This window comes from Micromonospora sp. AP08, from assembly GCF_008085935.1.
In the GTDB taxonomy this organism is placed as follows: domain Bacteria; phylum Actinomycetota; class Actinomycetes; order Mycobacteriales; family Micromonosporaceae; genus Micromonospora; species Micromonospora chersina.
The window spans coordinates 321,372-336,281 of sequence record NZ_VSEZ01000003.1 but is presented as its reverse complement, the minus strand read 5'-3'; the positions used below and the strand labels follow the sequence as shown (position 1 = coordinate 336,281).

Genomic DNA, 14,910 nt, shown 5'->3' with positions numbered 1-14,910 from the left:
TTCGGCTGTCGTCGGGGACGGGTCAGAGGATCGTCCAGGTGTCGCCGGCCGAGAGCAGGCCGGCGAGCTGCTGCTCGGGGCTCTGGTCGACACCCGCCTTCGCCTCGGCGACCTGCTCCTGCACCACCCGGTCGTAGGACGAGCGGGTCACCGAGCGGAACACGCCGATCGGGGTGTTCCGGAGATCCAGCCCGGGCAGCCGGGAGAGCGCGAAGGCGTACGCCGGGTCGGCCACCGTGGCGTCGTGCACCACGATCTCCTCCGCCGGGGTCGCCGCCGTCTCCCGGACCTCCAGCCCGAAACCCCCTGGCGGGTGGACGACGCAGAACTGGCCGTCCTTGCCGAAGGTGATCGGCTGCCCGTGCTCCAGCCGGACCAGGAAGTCGTCCCGGGTGGCCGGCTCCTTGAGCGTGTCGAACGCGCCGTCGTTGAAGATGTTGCAGTTCTGGTAGATCTCCACGAACGCCGAGCCCTGGTGCTCGGCGGCGGCCCGCAGCACCGACTGGAGGTGCTTGCGGTCCGAGTCGATGGTCCGGGCCACGAAGGTGGCCTCCGCGCCGAGCGCCAGCGACAGCGGGTTGAACGGGGCGTCCGCCGAGCCGACCGGCGTCGACTTGGTGACCTTGCCGATCTCGGAGGTCGGCGAGTACTGCCCCTTGGTCAGCCCGTAGATCCGGTTGTTGAACAGCAGGATCTTGAGGTTGACGTTGCGGCGCAGCGCGTGGATCAGGTGGTTGCCGCCGATGGAGAGGGCGTCGCCGTCACCGGTGACCACCCAGACCGACAGGTCCGGCCGGGTCACCGACAGGCCGGTGGCGATCGCCGGGGCGCGGCCGTGGATCGAGTGCATCCCGTAGGTGTTCATGTAGTACGGGAAGCGGGACGAGCAGCCGATGCCCGAGACGAAGACGACGTTCTCCCGGGGGATGTTCAGCTCCGGCATGAAGCCCTGGACGGCCGCCAGGATGGCGTAGTCGCCGCAGCCGGGGCACCAGCGCACCTCCTGGTCGGACTTGAAGTCCTTGGCGGTGAGCTTGAGGGCGACGGGCTCAGACATTCTTCAGGACCTCTTCCAGCATCGTCTCCAGCTCGGCGGCGGTGAACGGCAGGCCGCGGACCTGGTTGTAGCCGATCGCGTCGACCAGGTACTTCGCCCGGATCACGTGGGCGAGCTGGCCGAGGTTCATCTCGGGGATGACCACCCGGTCGTAGGAGCGCAGCACCTCGCCGAGGTTGGCCGGCATCGGGGCCAGGTGGCGCAGGTGCGCCTGGGCGATGGACAGCCCGCGCTGCCGCAGGCCCCGGCAGGCGGCGCCGATCGGGCCGTACGTCGAGCCCCAGCCGAGCACCAGCACCCGGGCGTCGCCGTCCGGGTCCTCCACCTCGACGTCCGGCACCGGGATGGTCTCGATCCGGGCCGCCCGCGTGCGCACCATGAAGTCGTGGTTCGCCGGGTCGTACGAGATGTCGCCGGTCTTGTCGGCCTTCTCCAGGCCGCCGATCCGGTGCTCCAGCCCCGGGGTGCCGGGGATGGCCCACGGCCGGGCCAGGGTCTCCGGGTCCCGCAGGTACGGCAGGAAAGTCGTGCCGTCCTCGCCGTTGGGCCGGGTGGCGAACTCGACCCGCAGGTCGGGCAGGCTCTCCACGTCCGGCAGCAGCCACGGCTCGGAGCCGTTGGCCACGTAGTTGTCCGACAGCAGCAGCACCGGGGTGCGGTAGGTCAGCGCGATCCGGGCGGCCTCCAGGGCCGCGTGGAAGCAGTCCGCCGGCGACTTCGGCGCGATCACCGCGACCGGGGCCTCGCCGTGCCGGCCGTACAGGGCCATGTTGAGGTCGGCCTGCTCGGTCTTGGTGGGCATGCCGGTGGACGGCCCGGCCCGCTGCACGTCGACGATGACCAGCGGCAGCTCCAGCGCCACGGCCAGGGAGATGGTCTCGCTCTTGAGCGCCACGCCCGGGCCGCTGGTGGTGGTGATGCCGAGCGAGCCGCCGTACGAGGCGCCCAGCGCCGCGCCGACCGCGGCGATCTCGTCCTCGGCCTGCATGGTGACCACGCCGAACTTCTTGTGCTTGCTCAGCTCGTGCAGGATGTCCGAGGCCGGGGTGATCGGGTACGCGCCGAGGAATACCGGCAGCCCGGAGCGGACCCCGGCGGCCACCAGGCCCAGCGACAGCGCCGCGTTGCCGGTGATGTTCCGGTAGGTGCCCGGCAGCATCTTCGCCGGCTTGACCTCGTAGCGGACGGAGAAGTCCTCGGTGGTCTCGCCGAAGTTCCAGCCCGCCCGGAAGGCCGCCACGTTCGCCGCGACCAGCTCGGGGCGGGCGGCGAACTTGCGCTCCAGGAAGCGCAGCGTCGACTCGTACGGGCGCGAGTACATCCAGCTCAGCAGGCCGAGCGCGAACATGTTCTTGGCCCGCTCGGCGTCCTTCTTGGACACCTCGTGCTCGGCCAGCGCGCCGATCGTCATCGAGGTCAGCGCGACCGGGTGCACCACGTAGCCGGCGAGCGAGTCGTCCTCGAGCGGGCTCGTCGCGTAGCCCACCTTGGCCAGGTTGCGCCGGGTGAACTCGTCGGTGTTGACGATGATGTCCGCCCCGCGCGGCAGGTCGGTCAGGTTGGCCTTGAGCGCGGCCGGGTTCATCGCCACGAGCACGTTCGGCGCGTCGCCGGGGGTCAGGATGTCGTAGTCGGCGAAGTGCACCTGGAAGCTCGACACGCCCGGCAGGGTGCCTGCGGGGGCGCGGATCTCGGCGGGGAAGTTGGGCAACGTGGAGATGTCGTTGCCCAGCTGCGCCGTCTCCGAGGTGAACCGGTCGCCGGTGAGCTGCATGCCGTCGCCGGAGTCGCCGGCGAACCGGATGACCACCCGGTCCAGTTGACGGATCTGCTTGGTCACGCCCGCACCTCGCTTCGCTGAGCGCCGTCGCACGGGCGGCTGAACGTGATGGTGACCCCGCCTTGCCCGGCCACGTGCCCTCCTAGACGCGCTGCTGCCGCAGGTCGCCGTCGCTGGCTCGACCCGCTCCATTTCTCACGTCAGAGCCTACGTCGGTCCGTTAGGGCAACCTTGGTGGAGGTCCGACGTATGGGACCTGATCGGGCCGGTGTATGCCCGGCTTTGCGGCGTTTAGTACCGCGGCCCGTAATTCAGATCACCGCAACCGGCCCGACTCCTCCGCGACTCATTCCCCGGCGGGGCGGACGACCGCGTCGGTCGCCGCGGCGCCCATGCGGCGACGCAGCGACGTGGTGGCCAGGGCCAGCGCCAGCACCACCAGCAGCCCGGAGACCCCGATCAGGGTGATCGCCGTCCGGTGCGCCGAGCCGGCGCCGTCGTCGCTGGTCTCACCGGCGGCGGCCACCACGCCCTGCGAGCCGGTCGGGGCGGGGGCGCCGACCGCCGGAGTGGCCAGCGCGGCCGCGGCGGTGATCCGGAAACTCATCTGCACCTGCCGGTCCCGGCCGCTGCGCGGGTCGAGCCGCGCGATCACGGCGCCCGCCAGCGGCGCGCGGCGCTGGGCCTCAGCCGAGGCGGCCACCGGCAGGCTCAGGGTGACGGTCCGGCCGGCCGGGAGGGTGCCCAGCACGCACCGGGTCCGGTCCGGGGCCGCCACCGTGCAGCCGGCCGGCCGCTCGGTCACCGTGACCCCCTCGGGAAGGACCACGTCGACCCGGCCCGCGGCGTCGACCCTGCCGGTGTTGGCAAGGCGGACGGCCAGGGTGCTCGGCGCGCCGCTGATGTCGAAGAGCACCTCGTCGGCGCGGAGCGAGATGCCGGGCACCGGCGGCCCGGGCGGGAAGAGAACCGCGAAGCCCTCGTCGTCGCCGGCCGCGCCGGCCACACCCGGGGCGGTGGCGGTGACCTGGACCGACCCGCTCAGCGGCATGGACCGCCAGGCGTCGCCGTCGACCCGGACCCGGATCGAGGCACGGAACCGGGCGCCCGGGTCGGCGGTCCACTCACCGCAGAGGTGGCTGCCCCCGCCGGCGGACGCGCAGCCGGGCGTGCCGGCGTCGGTCAGGCCGGCCGGCAGGGTGTAGCCGAGGCGGATCCGCTCCGTCCGGCCGCCGGTGTTGGCCACCGTCACCCGCAGCGTCGTCACCGTGCTGTCCGCGTTCCAGTAGGCGGGGGTCAGCACGACGTCCTCGGTGGTGACCCGCACCCCGAGCGGGCTGCCGGCCGGCTGGCCCGGCGGCGGCACGGCGGGCGGCGGACCGACCGGCGGGGGAGCGGGCGCCGTGGTGGTCGGCGACGTGGTGGTGGGCGCCGGCTCGCCGGGCGCCGTGGTCGTCGGCACCGGCGCCGGCGCGGTGGTGGTCGGGGCCGGCGGCGTGGTCGGCGGCGCCTCCTCGGTGGGCGGCGGAGTGGTCGGCACCGGCTCCGTCGTCGTGGCGTCCACGGTCGGCGTCGGCTCGGTCGGGTCGGTGCCGGGCTCGCCGCCCGGGTCGCCCGGCTCGGCCGCCCGGACCACCCCGGTCACGGTCGACGAGGCCGCCGCCCACGTCGGCGCCACCGCGACCGCCGCCGTGATGCCGGCGACCAGTGCGGGTACGAGCAGCGCGGGGGTGCCTCGGAGCGCGGCGCGCCGAGCAGGCCGTACGCGGGGGCGGGCCATCTGTCCTCCGTGACGCTCAGTGAGGTCTCATTATTTGACAACAGTTGCCTTCGAGCACTAGTCCCGCGAGGAAACAAATACGTAACGTGTTCGCGGTGTCGTGACGACCGGCCCGGTAGGCTCCCGACCGTGACCGGTTACCTCGGGTCGTACGCCACGCTCGGTCTGCTGCTGCTCGCCGCCGTGCTCTTCTTCGTTACGGCGTTCTCAGCCAATCGGGTGTTACGTCCCAGCCGTCCGGCCGATCCCTGGGGCAAGCGGGCCACGTACGAGTGCGGTCTCGACCCGGTCGGCGGCGACTGGGCGCAGATGCAGATCCGCTACTACGTCTACGCGTACCTCTACGTGCTCTTCGCGGTGGAGGCGGTCTTCCTCTTCCCCTGGGCGCTGATCTTCGACCGGCCCGGGTTCGGCGTGACCACGGTGGTGGAGATGGGCGTCTTCGTGGCCGTGGTGGCGCTCGGCATCCTCTACGCCTGGCGCCGGAACATCCTCCGCTGGGCCTGACCCGGCTCAGGCCAGCCCGCGCCGGGTGAGGGCCGGCGGCCGGTCCCCCCGGATCGTGGCCACCATGTCGAGCACCCGGCGGGTCTCGCGGACCTGGTGGGCGCGGAACACCCGCGCTCCCAGCCAGGCCGAGACGGCGGTGGCGGCCAGGGTGCCCTCCAACCGGTCCGGCACCGGCAGGTCCAGGGTCTCGCCGATGAAGTCCTTGTTCGACAGGGCGACCAGCAGCGGCCAGCCGGTGTCGGTCAGCTCGCCCAGCCGCCGGGTGATCTCCAACGAGTGCCGGGTGTTCTTGCCGAAGTCGTGCGCCGGGTCGATCAGGATGCCGTCCCGCCGTACGCCGAGGCCGACCGCCCGCTCGGCGAGGCCGGTGACCGTCGCGACCACGTCGGCCACCACGTCGTCGAACGCGGCCCGGTGCGGCCGGGTCCGCGGGGTGAGCCCACCCGCGTGCGAGCAGACCAGCCCGGCGCCGGTCGCCGCGGCGACCCGGGCCAGCGCGGGGTCCGCCCCCGACCAGGTGTCGTTGAGCAGGTCGGCGCCGGCCGCCACGGCCTCCACCGCCACCTCGGCGCGCCAGGTGTCGATCGAGATGACCACGTCCGGGAAGGCGGCCCGGACCGCCGCGATGGTGTCGACGGTGCGGCGGATCTCCTCGGTCACGTCGACCTCGTCGCCCGGCCCGGCCTTCACCCCGCCGATGTCGATGATCTCGGCGCCCTCGGTCACCGCGCGCTCGACCGCGCGCAGCGCGCTGTCCTGGGCGAACGTGGCGCCCCGGTCGAAGAACGAGTCCGGCGTGCGGTTGACGATCGCCATCACCACCAGCTCGGCGGGGGAGAAGGTCCGCCCGCCGAGCCGCAACGCCCCGGTCATGCCCGCCTCCGCATCGCCGATCCGCCCCGGTCGCCCCCGACGCTATCCCGCCGGGCGATTCCGGTCGGAGGCGGCGGAGGGCTCGCCCGATCCCGCCCCGCATGCCACGATCTCCCCATGGGTGAGGTTCTGCTCCTCTTGGTCGTCGCGCTGGTCGTCGCGGCGGTGGTGTTCGGCGTGACGGTGCTGGTCTCCGGGCGGGATCCGGGCCTGACACCGGCCGAGCCGGACGGGCGGGCCGTGCCCCTGCCGGGCAGCCGCCCGCTCGACGAGTCGGACGTCGCCGAGGTGCGCTTCGACACCGCGCTGCGCGGCTACCGGATGGCCCAGGTCGACGCGGCGCTGCGCCGGGCCGCGTACGACATCGGCTACAAGTCCGAGCTGATCGGCGTGCTGGAGGCCGAGAACGCCGCGCTCCGCGAGGGCCGGGTCGAGGAGGCCGACGCCCTGCGCCGGGCCCGTGCGGAGGCCGCGGCGACCGGTTCGGAGGCCGACGCGCCCACCGACCCGCCGGCGGCCGTCGAGCCGTCGGCCGCCGGGTCGCTCACCGCCGAGCCCGGCGTGGCGGAGGCCCCGGCCGCCGCCGCCGTCGAGGACGTGGCCACGCTGCCGTCCACCCCCGCGCCGACGGCGGCCACCGGTGGGCCGGCCCCGATCGCCCCCGTGGCGGCCCCGGTCGACCAGACCCCGCCCGAGGTCGGCCTCCGGCCCCCCGCCGACCACGACGCGACCGTCGAGGCCGCAGGCGACACCGACCCGACCGCCGGCAGCTCCCGCGACGCCGGCAGCGACGACGACGCCGAACGGGACCGCGGGCCGGTGGTCCGCTCGGAGTCCGCGTGATCGGCGCGGACGGCGGCGCCGGCTTCGCCGAGGCGGCGCAGCCCGGGGCCGCCGAGGTCACCGCGACGGTGATCGTCAAAGCGCCGGCCGAGCGGGTGTTCGCCGCGCTGACCGCCTGGGAGCGGCAGTCCGACTGGATCCCGCTCACCACCGTTCGGGTGGTCGAGGGGGACGGCGGCGAGGGGAGCCTGGTCGAGGCGGTCACCGCGCTCGGCCCCGCCGCGCTCCGCGACGAGATGCGGGTGGTCCGGGTGGACGCGCCGTACGAGGTCGGGGTGGTGCACTGCGGCCGGCTGCTGCGCGGCCCCGGCGTGCTGCGCTGCACCCCGCTGGGGCGGGACCGGACCCAGGTGGTCTGGCACGAGTGGTTCCACCTGCCCGGCGGGGCGGCCGGCCGGGTGGCCTGGCCGGTGCTCTGGCCCGGCTCGAAGTTCAGCCTGACCCAGGCGCTGAAGAAGTTCGCCCGGCTGGTGGAGCAGGGCCGGCTGCCCTGACCGCCGGCCGCCGCCCGCTGTCGGTGGGCTGGCCTACCGTGTACGGCGTGACTGACCTGGTGACCGGTGCCGACGGCCTGCCCCGCTGCGCCTGGGGGGCGAGCACCCCGGACTACGCCGTCTACCACGACGAGGAGTGGGGCCGGCCGCTGCGCGGCGACGACGCGCTCTACGAGCGGCTGACCCTGGAGGCGTTCCAGTCCGGTCTGTCCTGGCTGACCATCCTGCGCAAGCGGCCCGCGTTCCGGCTCGCCTTCGACGAGTTCCGGATCGAGAAGGTCGCCGGCTACGGCGAGGCCGACGTGGCCCGGCTGCTGGCCGACGCCGGGATCGTCCGCAACCGGGCCAAGGTCGAGGCGGCCATCGCCAACGCCCGGGCCGCCCTGGCGCTGCCCGAGGGCCTCTCCGCGCTGCTCTGGTCCTACGCGCCGCCGCCCCGGGCGGCCCGGCCGCGGTCGTTCGGCGAGGTGCCGGCGCTCACCCCGGAGTCCACGGCGATGGCCAAGGCGCTCAAGAAGAGCGGCTTCCGTTTCGTCGGCCCCACCACGGCCTACGCGCTCATGCAGGCCACCGGCATGGTCGACGACCACCTCGCCGGCTGCCACGTGGTCCGCGACCGTCCCGGGGCGTGACCGGACGCGGCGGGACCGGCCCCGGTCCGGCGTGATGGGATTGGGACATGACCGACACCGAGCCGCGGACGAGCGGGACGATCGAGGGCGGCACCGCGCTGGGAGCGTGGGCGGTGCTGCTGCCCGCCGAGCGCTACGAGGCCGAGCGGCTGGTGCACCACGACACGCTGGAGCTCACCGGGCTGGACACGGACGTCCGGCCCCGCCCCGGTGACCCGGTCGCGGTGCTGGTCGACGAGCCGCTGCGGCTGGTGGGGCTCGGCCGGGTCGCGTCGGCCGCCGGCGAGGTCCGGGAGGACCCGGACGACCCGCAGTCCGAGGCCGGTCCGGGGGTGCTCGTGGTGACGTACACCCGGCGGGTGCTCGACGAGCCGGTGCCGGTGCCCGGCCTGGCCCTCGACGGGCCGGTGACCGGGCTCGACCCGGCCCGCTTCCGGGAGCTGGCCGACCGGATCGGCCCGCCGCCGGCCCGCCGTTCCTGGCTGGTCAGCCTCGACCTGCCGATCGAGGCGGCCTCACCCGCCGAGGCGGTCCGGCTCTTCTGGTCCTACGTGCAGGAGCTGGGCCCGCGCGAGCTGCCCGCCTTCGTCTCGCCGTCCGGCGACGAGCTGGCCATGCAGGCGTTCGTGCTGGGCGCCGAGGCGAACCAGGATCCCGAAGAGGACGACTGACCCGAGGCGGGTCAGCGGCCCTCGAAGACCGGCTTCTGCTTGTTCACGAAGGCCATGGTGGCGGCCCGGTGATCGGCGGTGGCGCCGCAGATCGCCTGGGCCTGGGCCTCGGCGGCCAGCGCGTCGGCCAGGGTGCCGGCGTCGGCGATGGAGAGCTGCCGCTTGATCGCCCCGTACGCGACGGTCGGGCCGGCGGCGAGCCGGGCGGCCAGCTCCTGCGCGGCCGGGAGCACCTTCTCGTCGTCGTCCACCAGCCGGGTGAGCAGGCCCAGCCGGCACGCGTCCTCGGCGCCCACCGGCTCGGCGAGCATCAGCAGCTCGACGGCCTTGGCGTGGCCGACCAGCCGGGGCAGCGTCCAGGAGGCGCCCGTGTCGGCGGCGAGCCCGACCCCGGCGAAGGCCATCAGGAACCGGGTCTTCGGGCCGCCGATCCGGAAGTCGGCGAGGAACGCCAGCGAGGCGCCGGCCCCGGCGGCCATGCCGCGGACCGCGGCCACGACCGGCTTGGGCAGGTTGGCCAGCCGGGCGGCGATCGGGTTGTAGTGGGCCCGCACGGTCCCCAGGGGGTCGGCGTCGGCGGACTCCAGGGTCTGCACGTGCTCCCGCAGGTCCTGCCCGGCGCTGAACGAGCCGCCGGCGCCGGCCAGCACGACCGCCCGGCAGGACCGGTCGGCCTCCAGCTCGGCGAGGGTGTCCCGGAGCGCCTCCTTGAGCGCCACGTCGAGCGAGTTCATCGCCGTCGGGCGGTTCAGCGTCACGGTGACGACGGCGTCGGTGCGGTCGACGAGCAGCGGCTCGGTCACGTTCTAACGACCCTTCTGTCGGGCTAGGCGGTTGCCGGCGTCGAGGCAGTGCTCCACGTACCGGTCGGCGGCGGGCCGGAGCCGGGCGGCGTGCCGGTCGAAGAAACTGGCGGCGCTGCTGCCCGGCCAGCGCTCGGGGAGCAGCGCCGGTGGCAGCTGCGGGTCCCGGAACAGGAAGGTACGCCACGCGTGCACGAGACGGAACCGGGCCGCGTACGCCTCCTCGTCGCTGCTGCGCACGGTGACCCCGGTGAGCAACGGCTTCTGCTCGGCGACGAACCGTTCGTAGGCGCGGCCGATCTCGGCCAGGTCCCAGGCGCGGCGGACCACCCCCATGGCGCCGGGGGTGCCGGCGGCGTGCGCCGCGGTGAACCGCTCGTAGCGCACCCCGGCCTCGGCGAGCAGCACGTCGACCTCCTCGCCCGGCCGGGTCGCGACCCAGGTGCAGTCGTCCAGCGTGCCGTAGCCGAGGTAGGTCAGGTTGGCGGCGAGCCGCTGCCGCTCCCGCCGGGACGCGGGCGCCTCCAGCACGAGCAGGTCGAAGCGGCCGTCCCAGGCGTGCCGGCCGGTGCGGTAGATCCGGGCACCCGCCTCGTCGAGCCTCCGGGCCGCCTTTTGTGTGATCGAATATCCGGGTCCGGAGGCGAGCCGCAGCGGTTCGAGCCAGCCCTGGCGGACCATGCGGGAGACCGCGGTGCGGACCGCCGGTGGCGCGATCCCGAGCGGCGCCAGCAGCTTGACCAGGGCGGCGACCGGTGCGCGGCCACCCCTCGCCCGGAGGTGGTCGCCGTACAGGTCGAAGAGTGCCGACCGTGCCTGCATGACCGCACATTGTGACAGGCCTATCCGAGATAAGCTAGATGCTGTTACATCAATGCTGCTTCGGTTTGGGTCCGGCGGTGTTCATCAGGGAAAATCGTTGGTCGACGCCCCCGCGACGGTTGCGGGTGGTCATGACGAAGTGGCTGTGGGGCAACCCACCGACCCTGGTGTAGGTCTGAGGGGAGACAACATGGCGGCGATGAAGCCGCGGACGGGCGACGGTCCGCTGGAGGTCACCAAGGAGGGCCGGGGCATCGTCATGCGGGTCCCGCTGGAGGGTGGTGGCCGGCTCGTCGTCGAGATGACTCCCGACGAGGCCACCGCGCTGGGTGACGCGCTGAAGGCGGCCGCCGGCTGATTCGAGGAGCGGTTCGCACGGCGTCCGCCGTGCGAACGGTTCGTCCTACCCTGAGCCACCGGCTGAGCCGGTGGCTCAGGGCCTTCATCGGCCGGTGAGCGGCAAAGTGTCCCGATTCGAGCAATCTTCGGAGGTACGGTCCAGCGTGCTGGCCATTCGTCTGGTGAGCGGGCCCGCGCGGCCCGACACCCTCGTCCTGCCCATTCGTCCCGAAGGGCCGGACGGCCCGGCCGCGCTGGTCCCCACCGCCGCCCCACCCGGCGACGACGTCCGGACCGAGGCGGTGGCGCTGCTGCCGGCCGCCCGGCTCACCGGCGCCGCCGGCGAGGTGCGGGAGCACCTGCGCCCCGGCGGCACCCCGGCGAGGCTCTGGCTGCTCGGCGTCGGCGCCGGCGACGAGCACGACTGGCGGGTCGCCGGCGCGGCGCTGGCGCGGGCCGCCAAGGATGAGACACATATCACGATCGCGCTGCCCGGCGAGGCTGCCGCGGAGGCGCTGCGCGGCCTGGCCGAGGGGCTGCTGCTCGGCTCCTACCGCTACCGGCTGACCGAGGCCGGCGGCACGCCCGCCCTGGCCGAGGTGGACGTCGTGGTGGGGGACCCGGAGGCGCTCGCGCCGACCCTGGACACGGCCCGGACCACCGCCGAGATGACCCGGCTGGCCCGGGACCTGACCAACACCCCCTCGTCCACGAAGAACCCGGAGTGGTTCGCCGCCCAGGTGGCCTCTGCCGCGTCCGGCCGTGCCGACCTGCACCTGCGGGTGCGCGGGCCGGAGGAACTGGCCGCCGAGGGCTTCGGCGGCATCCTGGCCGTCGGCGGCGGCTCGGCGAGCGGCCCCCGCCTGGTCGAGCTGGACTGGCGGCCGGCCGGGGCGCGTACGCACGTGGTGCTGGTCGGCAAGGGCATCACCTTCGACACCGGCGGCATCTCGATCAAGCCGGTGCCGGCCATGAAGCTGATGCGCAAGGACATGGCCGGCGCCGCCGCGGTGGTCACCGCCACCCTGGGCGCCGCCGCGCTGGGGCTGCCGGTGCGGGTCACCACGCTGGCCCCGCTCGCCGAGAACATGGTCAGCGGCTCGGCGTTCCGCCCCGGCGACATCGTCCGCCACTACGGCGGCCTGACCAGCGAGAGCACCAACTCCGACGCGGAGGGCCGGCTGGTGCTCGCCGACGCCATGGCGTACGCCGTCCGGGAGCTGAAGCCCGACCTGCTGGTCGACCTGGCGACCCTGACCGGTGCGAACGCCGTGGCGCTGGGCAAGCGGCACGCCGCCCTCTACAGCGAGAACGACGACCTCGCCGCCGACCTGCTGGCCGCGATCACGGCGGCCGGCGAGCGGGCCTGGCGGATGCCGCTGGCCGACGACTACGTCGAGTACCTGGGCAGCGAGATCGCCGACCTGCACAGCTCTCCGGCCCTGGGCGCCGGCTCGGTGGTGGCCGCGCTCTTCCTCCGCGAGTTCACGGGTGACCTGCGCGACCGCTGGGTGCACGTGGACATGTCCGCCCCCTCCTGGTCGGACGACGTGCACGGCGAGCTGGTCAAGGGCGCCACCGGCTGGGGCGTCCGCGGGCTGCTGCGCTGGCTGGCCACGCTCGGCTGACCGGGCGGGGCGGTCAGCCCTTCACGGCGGCGAGCAGGCCGTGCCCGACGGGCAGCAGCGCCGGCACCCAGTGCTCCGACTCGCGGATCGCCTTGATGGTCTCCCGCACGGTCACCGTCTCCACGTCGCGGGCGGCCGGATCGCCGATCCGGCCGCCGGCCAGGGCGCCGTTGAGCGCGAGCACCCCGCCGGGGCGCAGCAGCCGCAGCGCGGCGTCCACGCAGGCGGCGAAGCCGGTCGCCTCGGCGTCGACGAAGACCAGGTCGTAGGCGCCGTCCGCGAGCCGCGGCAGCACGTCGAGGGCCCGGCCGGTGATGATCCGGGTACGCCCCGACGCGAAACCCGCCTCCTGGAACAGCCGCCGGGCGATGCGCTGGTGCTCGACCTCCACATCGATGGTGGTGAGCACCCCGTCGGGGCGCATGCCGCGGAGCAGCCAGACCCCGCTCACCCCGGTGCCGGTGCCGATCTCCACCACGGCCCGGGCGTTCCCGGCGGCGGCGAGCAGGCGCAGCGCGGCCCCGGCGCCCGGCGTCACCGCGTCCACGCCCACCTCGTGGGCGAGGGCGCGGGCCGTCCGCAGCACGAGGTCCTCGGTGACGTACGACTCGGCGAACTGGAGCGCCTGGGCGGTCGAGTTGCCGGAGCCGGCGACCGTGGCGATGGGACACCTCCGGGCGGACTGGTGCGAGGGGTCGGTTGGCACTGAGAGCCTAGAGGCGTGCCCCGGCGGGCGCAGCCGCGAGTCCGCACTCAGACGATCACGCGCGGCAACCCCTGACTCCACGCGGGGCATCCGTGCAATCCTGGACGGAGTCCCGTGCGGCACGGTCGGCTCCGCCGGCCCTCCGGCACGGGCGTGGGGGACGGACTGGGAGGCACCGACGTGACCGACGGCTGGGACTGGCGCCAGCCCGGCGGGAGCCCGCCACCGGCGGGTGGGCCGGCGCCCGCGCAGCCCCCGCAGGGCGCCGGGGGCGACACGACCTCGCCCTGGTGGTCCGACGCGCTCGCCGACCCGTGGCGCGACCCGTACGCGCCCGCGGCCGTCGTGGTCCCGGCCGGCCCGGTCACCGGGAGCGGCGAGCCGGAACCGGTGACCGACCCGGATGCGCCGACCCGGCCGGGGCTGCGCCAGGTGGTGCTGGTCTCGCTGATCACCGCCCTGCTCGCCGGCTCGCTCGGCAGCGCCCTGACCTACGCCTTCCTGCGCGGTGGCGGGGCCGTGCCGACGCTCGGGGCGCAGTCCGGTCAGGCTCCGGCGCTCGCCCAGCGCAAGCCCGAGTCGCTGGCCGGGGTCGCCGAGAAGGTGCTGCCCAGCGTGGTGACCGTCCGCGTGGCCAGCCTCGGCGGCACCAGCGAGGGCTCCGGCTTCGTGGTGAGCGCCGACGGGCACATCGTCACCAACGACCACGTGGTCGCGGGCGGGCCCGGCAAGGCCACGGTGGTCTTCAACGACGGCAGCACCGCACCGGGCACCGTCGTCGGGCAGGACCCGGAGTCGGACATCGCGGTGATCAAGGTGAACCGGAGCGGGCTGAAGCCGGTGGAGTTCGGCGACTCCGACGCGCTCGCCGTCGGGGACCCGGTGCTCGCCGTCGGCTCGCCGCTCTCCCTGGCCAACACGGTCACCGCCGGCATCGTCAGCGCTCTCGACCGCACCATGATGGCCGGCGAGCCGGGCGGGCCGACCCGCTACTACGCGGCGATCCAGACCGACGCGGCCGTCAACCACGGCAACTCGGGCGGTCCGCTGGTCGACGGGGCCGGCCGGGTGGTCGGGGTGAACTCGACGATCAAGTCGCTGGTCGCGGACGGGCAGGAGGCCGGCAACATCGGGCTCGCCTTCGCCATCCCGATCAACCAGGCGAAGCGCGTCACCGAGGACATCATCGGCACCGGCAAGGCCCGGCGTACGGTGATCGGCGCCCAGGTGGGCGGCACCGGCGTGAGCGGCGGCGGCGTACGCCTCAACGGCGTCGAGCCGGCCGGGCCGGCCGCGGCCGCCGGGCTGCGCACCGGGGACGTGGTGCTCCGGCTGGACGGGCACCCCATGAACGATCCGACCGATCTGGTGGCGCTGGTCCGCAAGTACGCCCCGGGTTCGGTGGTGACGGTGGAGTACCGGCGCGGGTCGAATCGGCAGAACGCCTCGGTGACGCTCGCCGCAGACGCCAAGTAGGGCCCGCACCCCCTCCCGGCCGGCCACCTGACGTGCGTAGTCTTGCCCTGACACGCCCTGAGGAGGCCGGAGTGTTCGAGAACCTGAACTGGTGGGAGATCGGCGCGCTGCTGCTCCTGGCACTGTTGATCTTCGGTGACCGGCTGCCCACGGTGATCAACGACGGCCTCCGGATGGTCCGCAACCTGCGCAACATGGCGCGGAACGCCACCGGCGACCTGAGCCGCGAGCTGGGCACGGACATCCAGCTGGAGGACCTGCACCCCAAGGCGTTCATCCGGAAGCACCTGCTCAGCGAGGAGGACGAGCAGGCCCTCCGGAAGCCGCTGCAGAGCATGTACGACAACCTGCGCTCGGACGTCACCGGCGTGCACGAGGAGCTGAAGGACGTGGCGAAGGCGGCCGATCTGCGGACCAACGGCACCCGCCCGGCCACCGCCACCGGCGGCGCCCCGGCGCCGGCCCCCCGCCCCTCCTACGACGACGCCACCTGACC

At 74.3% G+C, this 14,910-nt stretch carries 16 protein-coding genes; 9 read left to right on the top strand and 7 right to left on the bottom strand.

The annotated features are described in order from the left end of the window. Positions 1-22: 22 nt before the first annotated feature. The 3 genes from FXF50_RS07985 to FXF50_RS07975 all read right to left on the bottom strand — a co-directional run bounded on the left by FXF50_RS07985 (position 23) and on the right by FXF50_RS07975 (position 4,617). Positions 23-1,057, bottom strand: coding sequence for a 2-oxoacid:ferredoxin oxidoreductase subunit beta (locus FXF50_RS07985; protein WP_148426567.1), 1,035 nt, complete (start codon positions 1,055-1,057; stop codon positions 23-25). Continuing rightward, positions 1,050-2,897 (bottom strand): 2-oxoacid:acceptor oxidoreductase subunit alpha, encoded by a 1,848-nt coding sequence (locus FXF50_RS07980; protein WP_148426566.1) that lies wholly within the window; start codon positions 2,895-2,897, stop codon positions 1,050-1,052. Before FXF50_RS07980 ends, FXF50_RS07985 begins: the two co-directional genes overlap by 8 nt. A 286-nt stretch (positions 2,898-3,183) precedes the next feature. Continuing rightward, on the bottom strand, positions 3,184-4,617 hold the full coding sequence (locus FXF50_RS07975; protein ID WP_148426565.1) for a hypothetical protein: 1,434 nt from the start codon (positions 4,615-4,617) through the stop codon (positions 3,184-3,186). Between the two features lie 129 nt (positions 4,618-4,746). On the opposite strand from FXF50_RS07975, the gene ndhC reads away from it, so the two are divergent. After that, on the top strand, positions 4,747-5,124 hold the full coding sequence (ndhC, locus tag FXF50_RS07970; protein WP_148426564.1) for an NADH-quinone oxidoreductase subunit A: 378 nt from the start codon (positions 4,747-4,749) through the stop codon (positions 5,122-5,124). Between the two features lie 6 nt (positions 5,125-5,130). On the opposite strand, the gene folP is transcribed toward ndhC, so the two are convergent. Then, positions 5,131-6,000, bottom strand: a complete 870-nt coding sequence (gene folP / locus FXF50_RS07965) for a dihydropteroate synthase (protein WP_148426563.1) — start codon at positions 5,998-6,000, stop codon at positions 5,131-5,133. Between the two features lie 117 nt (positions 6,001-6,117). On the opposite strand from folP, the gene FXF50_RS07960 reads away from it, so the two are divergent. The 4 genes from FXF50_RS07960 to FXF50_RS07945 are packed head-to-tail and all read left to right on the top strand — an operon-like array spanning position 6,118 to position 8,640. Beyond that, on the top strand, positions 6,118-6,843 hold the full coding sequence (locus FXF50_RS07960; protein WP_148426562.1) for a DivIVA domain-containing protein: 726 nt from the start codon (positions 6,118-6,120) through the stop codon (positions 6,841-6,843). Beyond that, positions 6,840-7,337 carry an SRPBCC family protein gene (locus tag FXF50_RS07955; protein ID WP_148426561.1) on the top strand — a complete coding sequence of 166 codons (498 nt, stop codon included), beginning with the start codon at positions 6,840-6,842 and terminating at the stop codon, positions 7,335-7,337. The genes FXF50_RS07960 and FXF50_RS07955 overlap by 4 nt, the downstream gene beginning before the upstream one ends. A gap of 47 nt (positions 7,338-7,384) precedes the next feature. Further along, on the top strand, positions 7,385-7,969 hold the full coding sequence (locus tag FXF50_RS07950; protein ID WP_148426560.1) for a DNA-3-methyladenine glycosylase I: 585 nt from the start codon (positions 7,385-7,387) through the stop codon (positions 7,967-7,969). A gap of 47 nt (positions 7,970-8,016) precedes the next feature. Next, the gene (locus FXF50_RS07945; RefSeq protein ID WP_148426559.1) at positions 8,017-8,640 is read left to right on the top strand and encodes a hypothetical protein; all 624 of its coding nucleotides are present in this window, start codon (positions 8,017-8,019) and stop codon (positions 8,638-8,640) included. Between the two features lie 11 nt (positions 8,641-8,651). Here the strand turns inward: FXF50_RS07945 and FXF50_RS07940 are convergent, their stop codons facing one another. Further along, positions 8,652-9,443, bottom strand: coding sequence for an enoyl-CoA hydratase/isomerase family protein (locus FXF50_RS07940; protein ID WP_091314581.1), 792 nt, complete (start codon positions 9,441-9,443; stop codon positions 8,652-8,654). 3 nt (positions 9,444-9,446) lie between these two features. Then, positions 9,447-10,265: a PaaX family transcriptional regulator C-terminal domain-containing protein gene (locus FXF50_RS07935; RefSeq protein WP_148426558.1), complete on the bottom strand. Its 819-nt coding sequence runs from the start codon at positions 10,263-10,265 to the stop codon at positions 9,447-9,449. Between the two features lie 190 nt (positions 10,266-10,455). Here FXF50_RS07935 and FXF50_RS07930 point away from each other — a divergent pair, with 190 nt between their 5' ends. Further along, positions 10,456-10,623 carry a DUF3117 domain-containing protein gene (locus FXF50_RS07930; protein WP_013283866.1) on the top strand — a complete coding sequence of 56 codons (168 nt, stop codon included), beginning with the start codon at positions 10,456-10,458 and terminating at the stop codon, positions 10,621-10,623. Between the two features lie 145 nt (positions 10,624-10,768). Next, on the top strand, positions 10,769-12,232 hold the full coding sequence (locus tag FXF50_RS07925) for a M17 family metallopeptidase (RefSeq protein ID WP_148426557.1): 1,464 nt from the start codon (positions 10,769-10,771) through the stop codon (positions 12,230-12,232). A gap of 13 nt (positions 12,233-12,245) precedes the next feature. On the opposite strand, the gene FXF50_RS07920 is transcribed toward FXF50_RS07925, so the two are convergent. Next, the gene (locus FXF50_RS07920) at positions 12,246-12,938 is read right to left on the bottom strand and encodes an O-methyltransferase (protein ID WP_370464085.1); all 693 of its coding nucleotides are present in this window, start codon (positions 12,936-12,938) and stop codon (positions 12,246-12,248) included. 165 nt (positions 12,939-13,103) lie between these two features. Between FXF50_RS07920 and FXF50_RS07915 the strand changes: the two genes are divergently transcribed. Together FXF50_RS07915 and FXF50_RS07910 are read left to right on the top strand one after the other, a co-directional pair. After that, positions 13,104-14,414 carry a S1C family serine protease gene (locus FXF50_RS07915; RefSeq protein WP_187399581.1) on the top strand — a complete coding sequence of 437 codons (1,311 nt, stop codon included), beginning with the start codon at positions 13,104-13,106 and terminating at the stop codon, positions 14,412-14,414. Positions 14,415-14,485: 71 nt separating this feature from the next. Further along, entirely contained in the window at positions 14,486-14,908 is a 423-nt protein-coding gene (locus tag FXF50_RS07910) for a preprotein translocase subunit TatB (RefSeq protein WP_107076009.1), read from the top strand. The last annotated feature ends 2 nt before the right edge of the window (positions 14,909-14,910 follow it).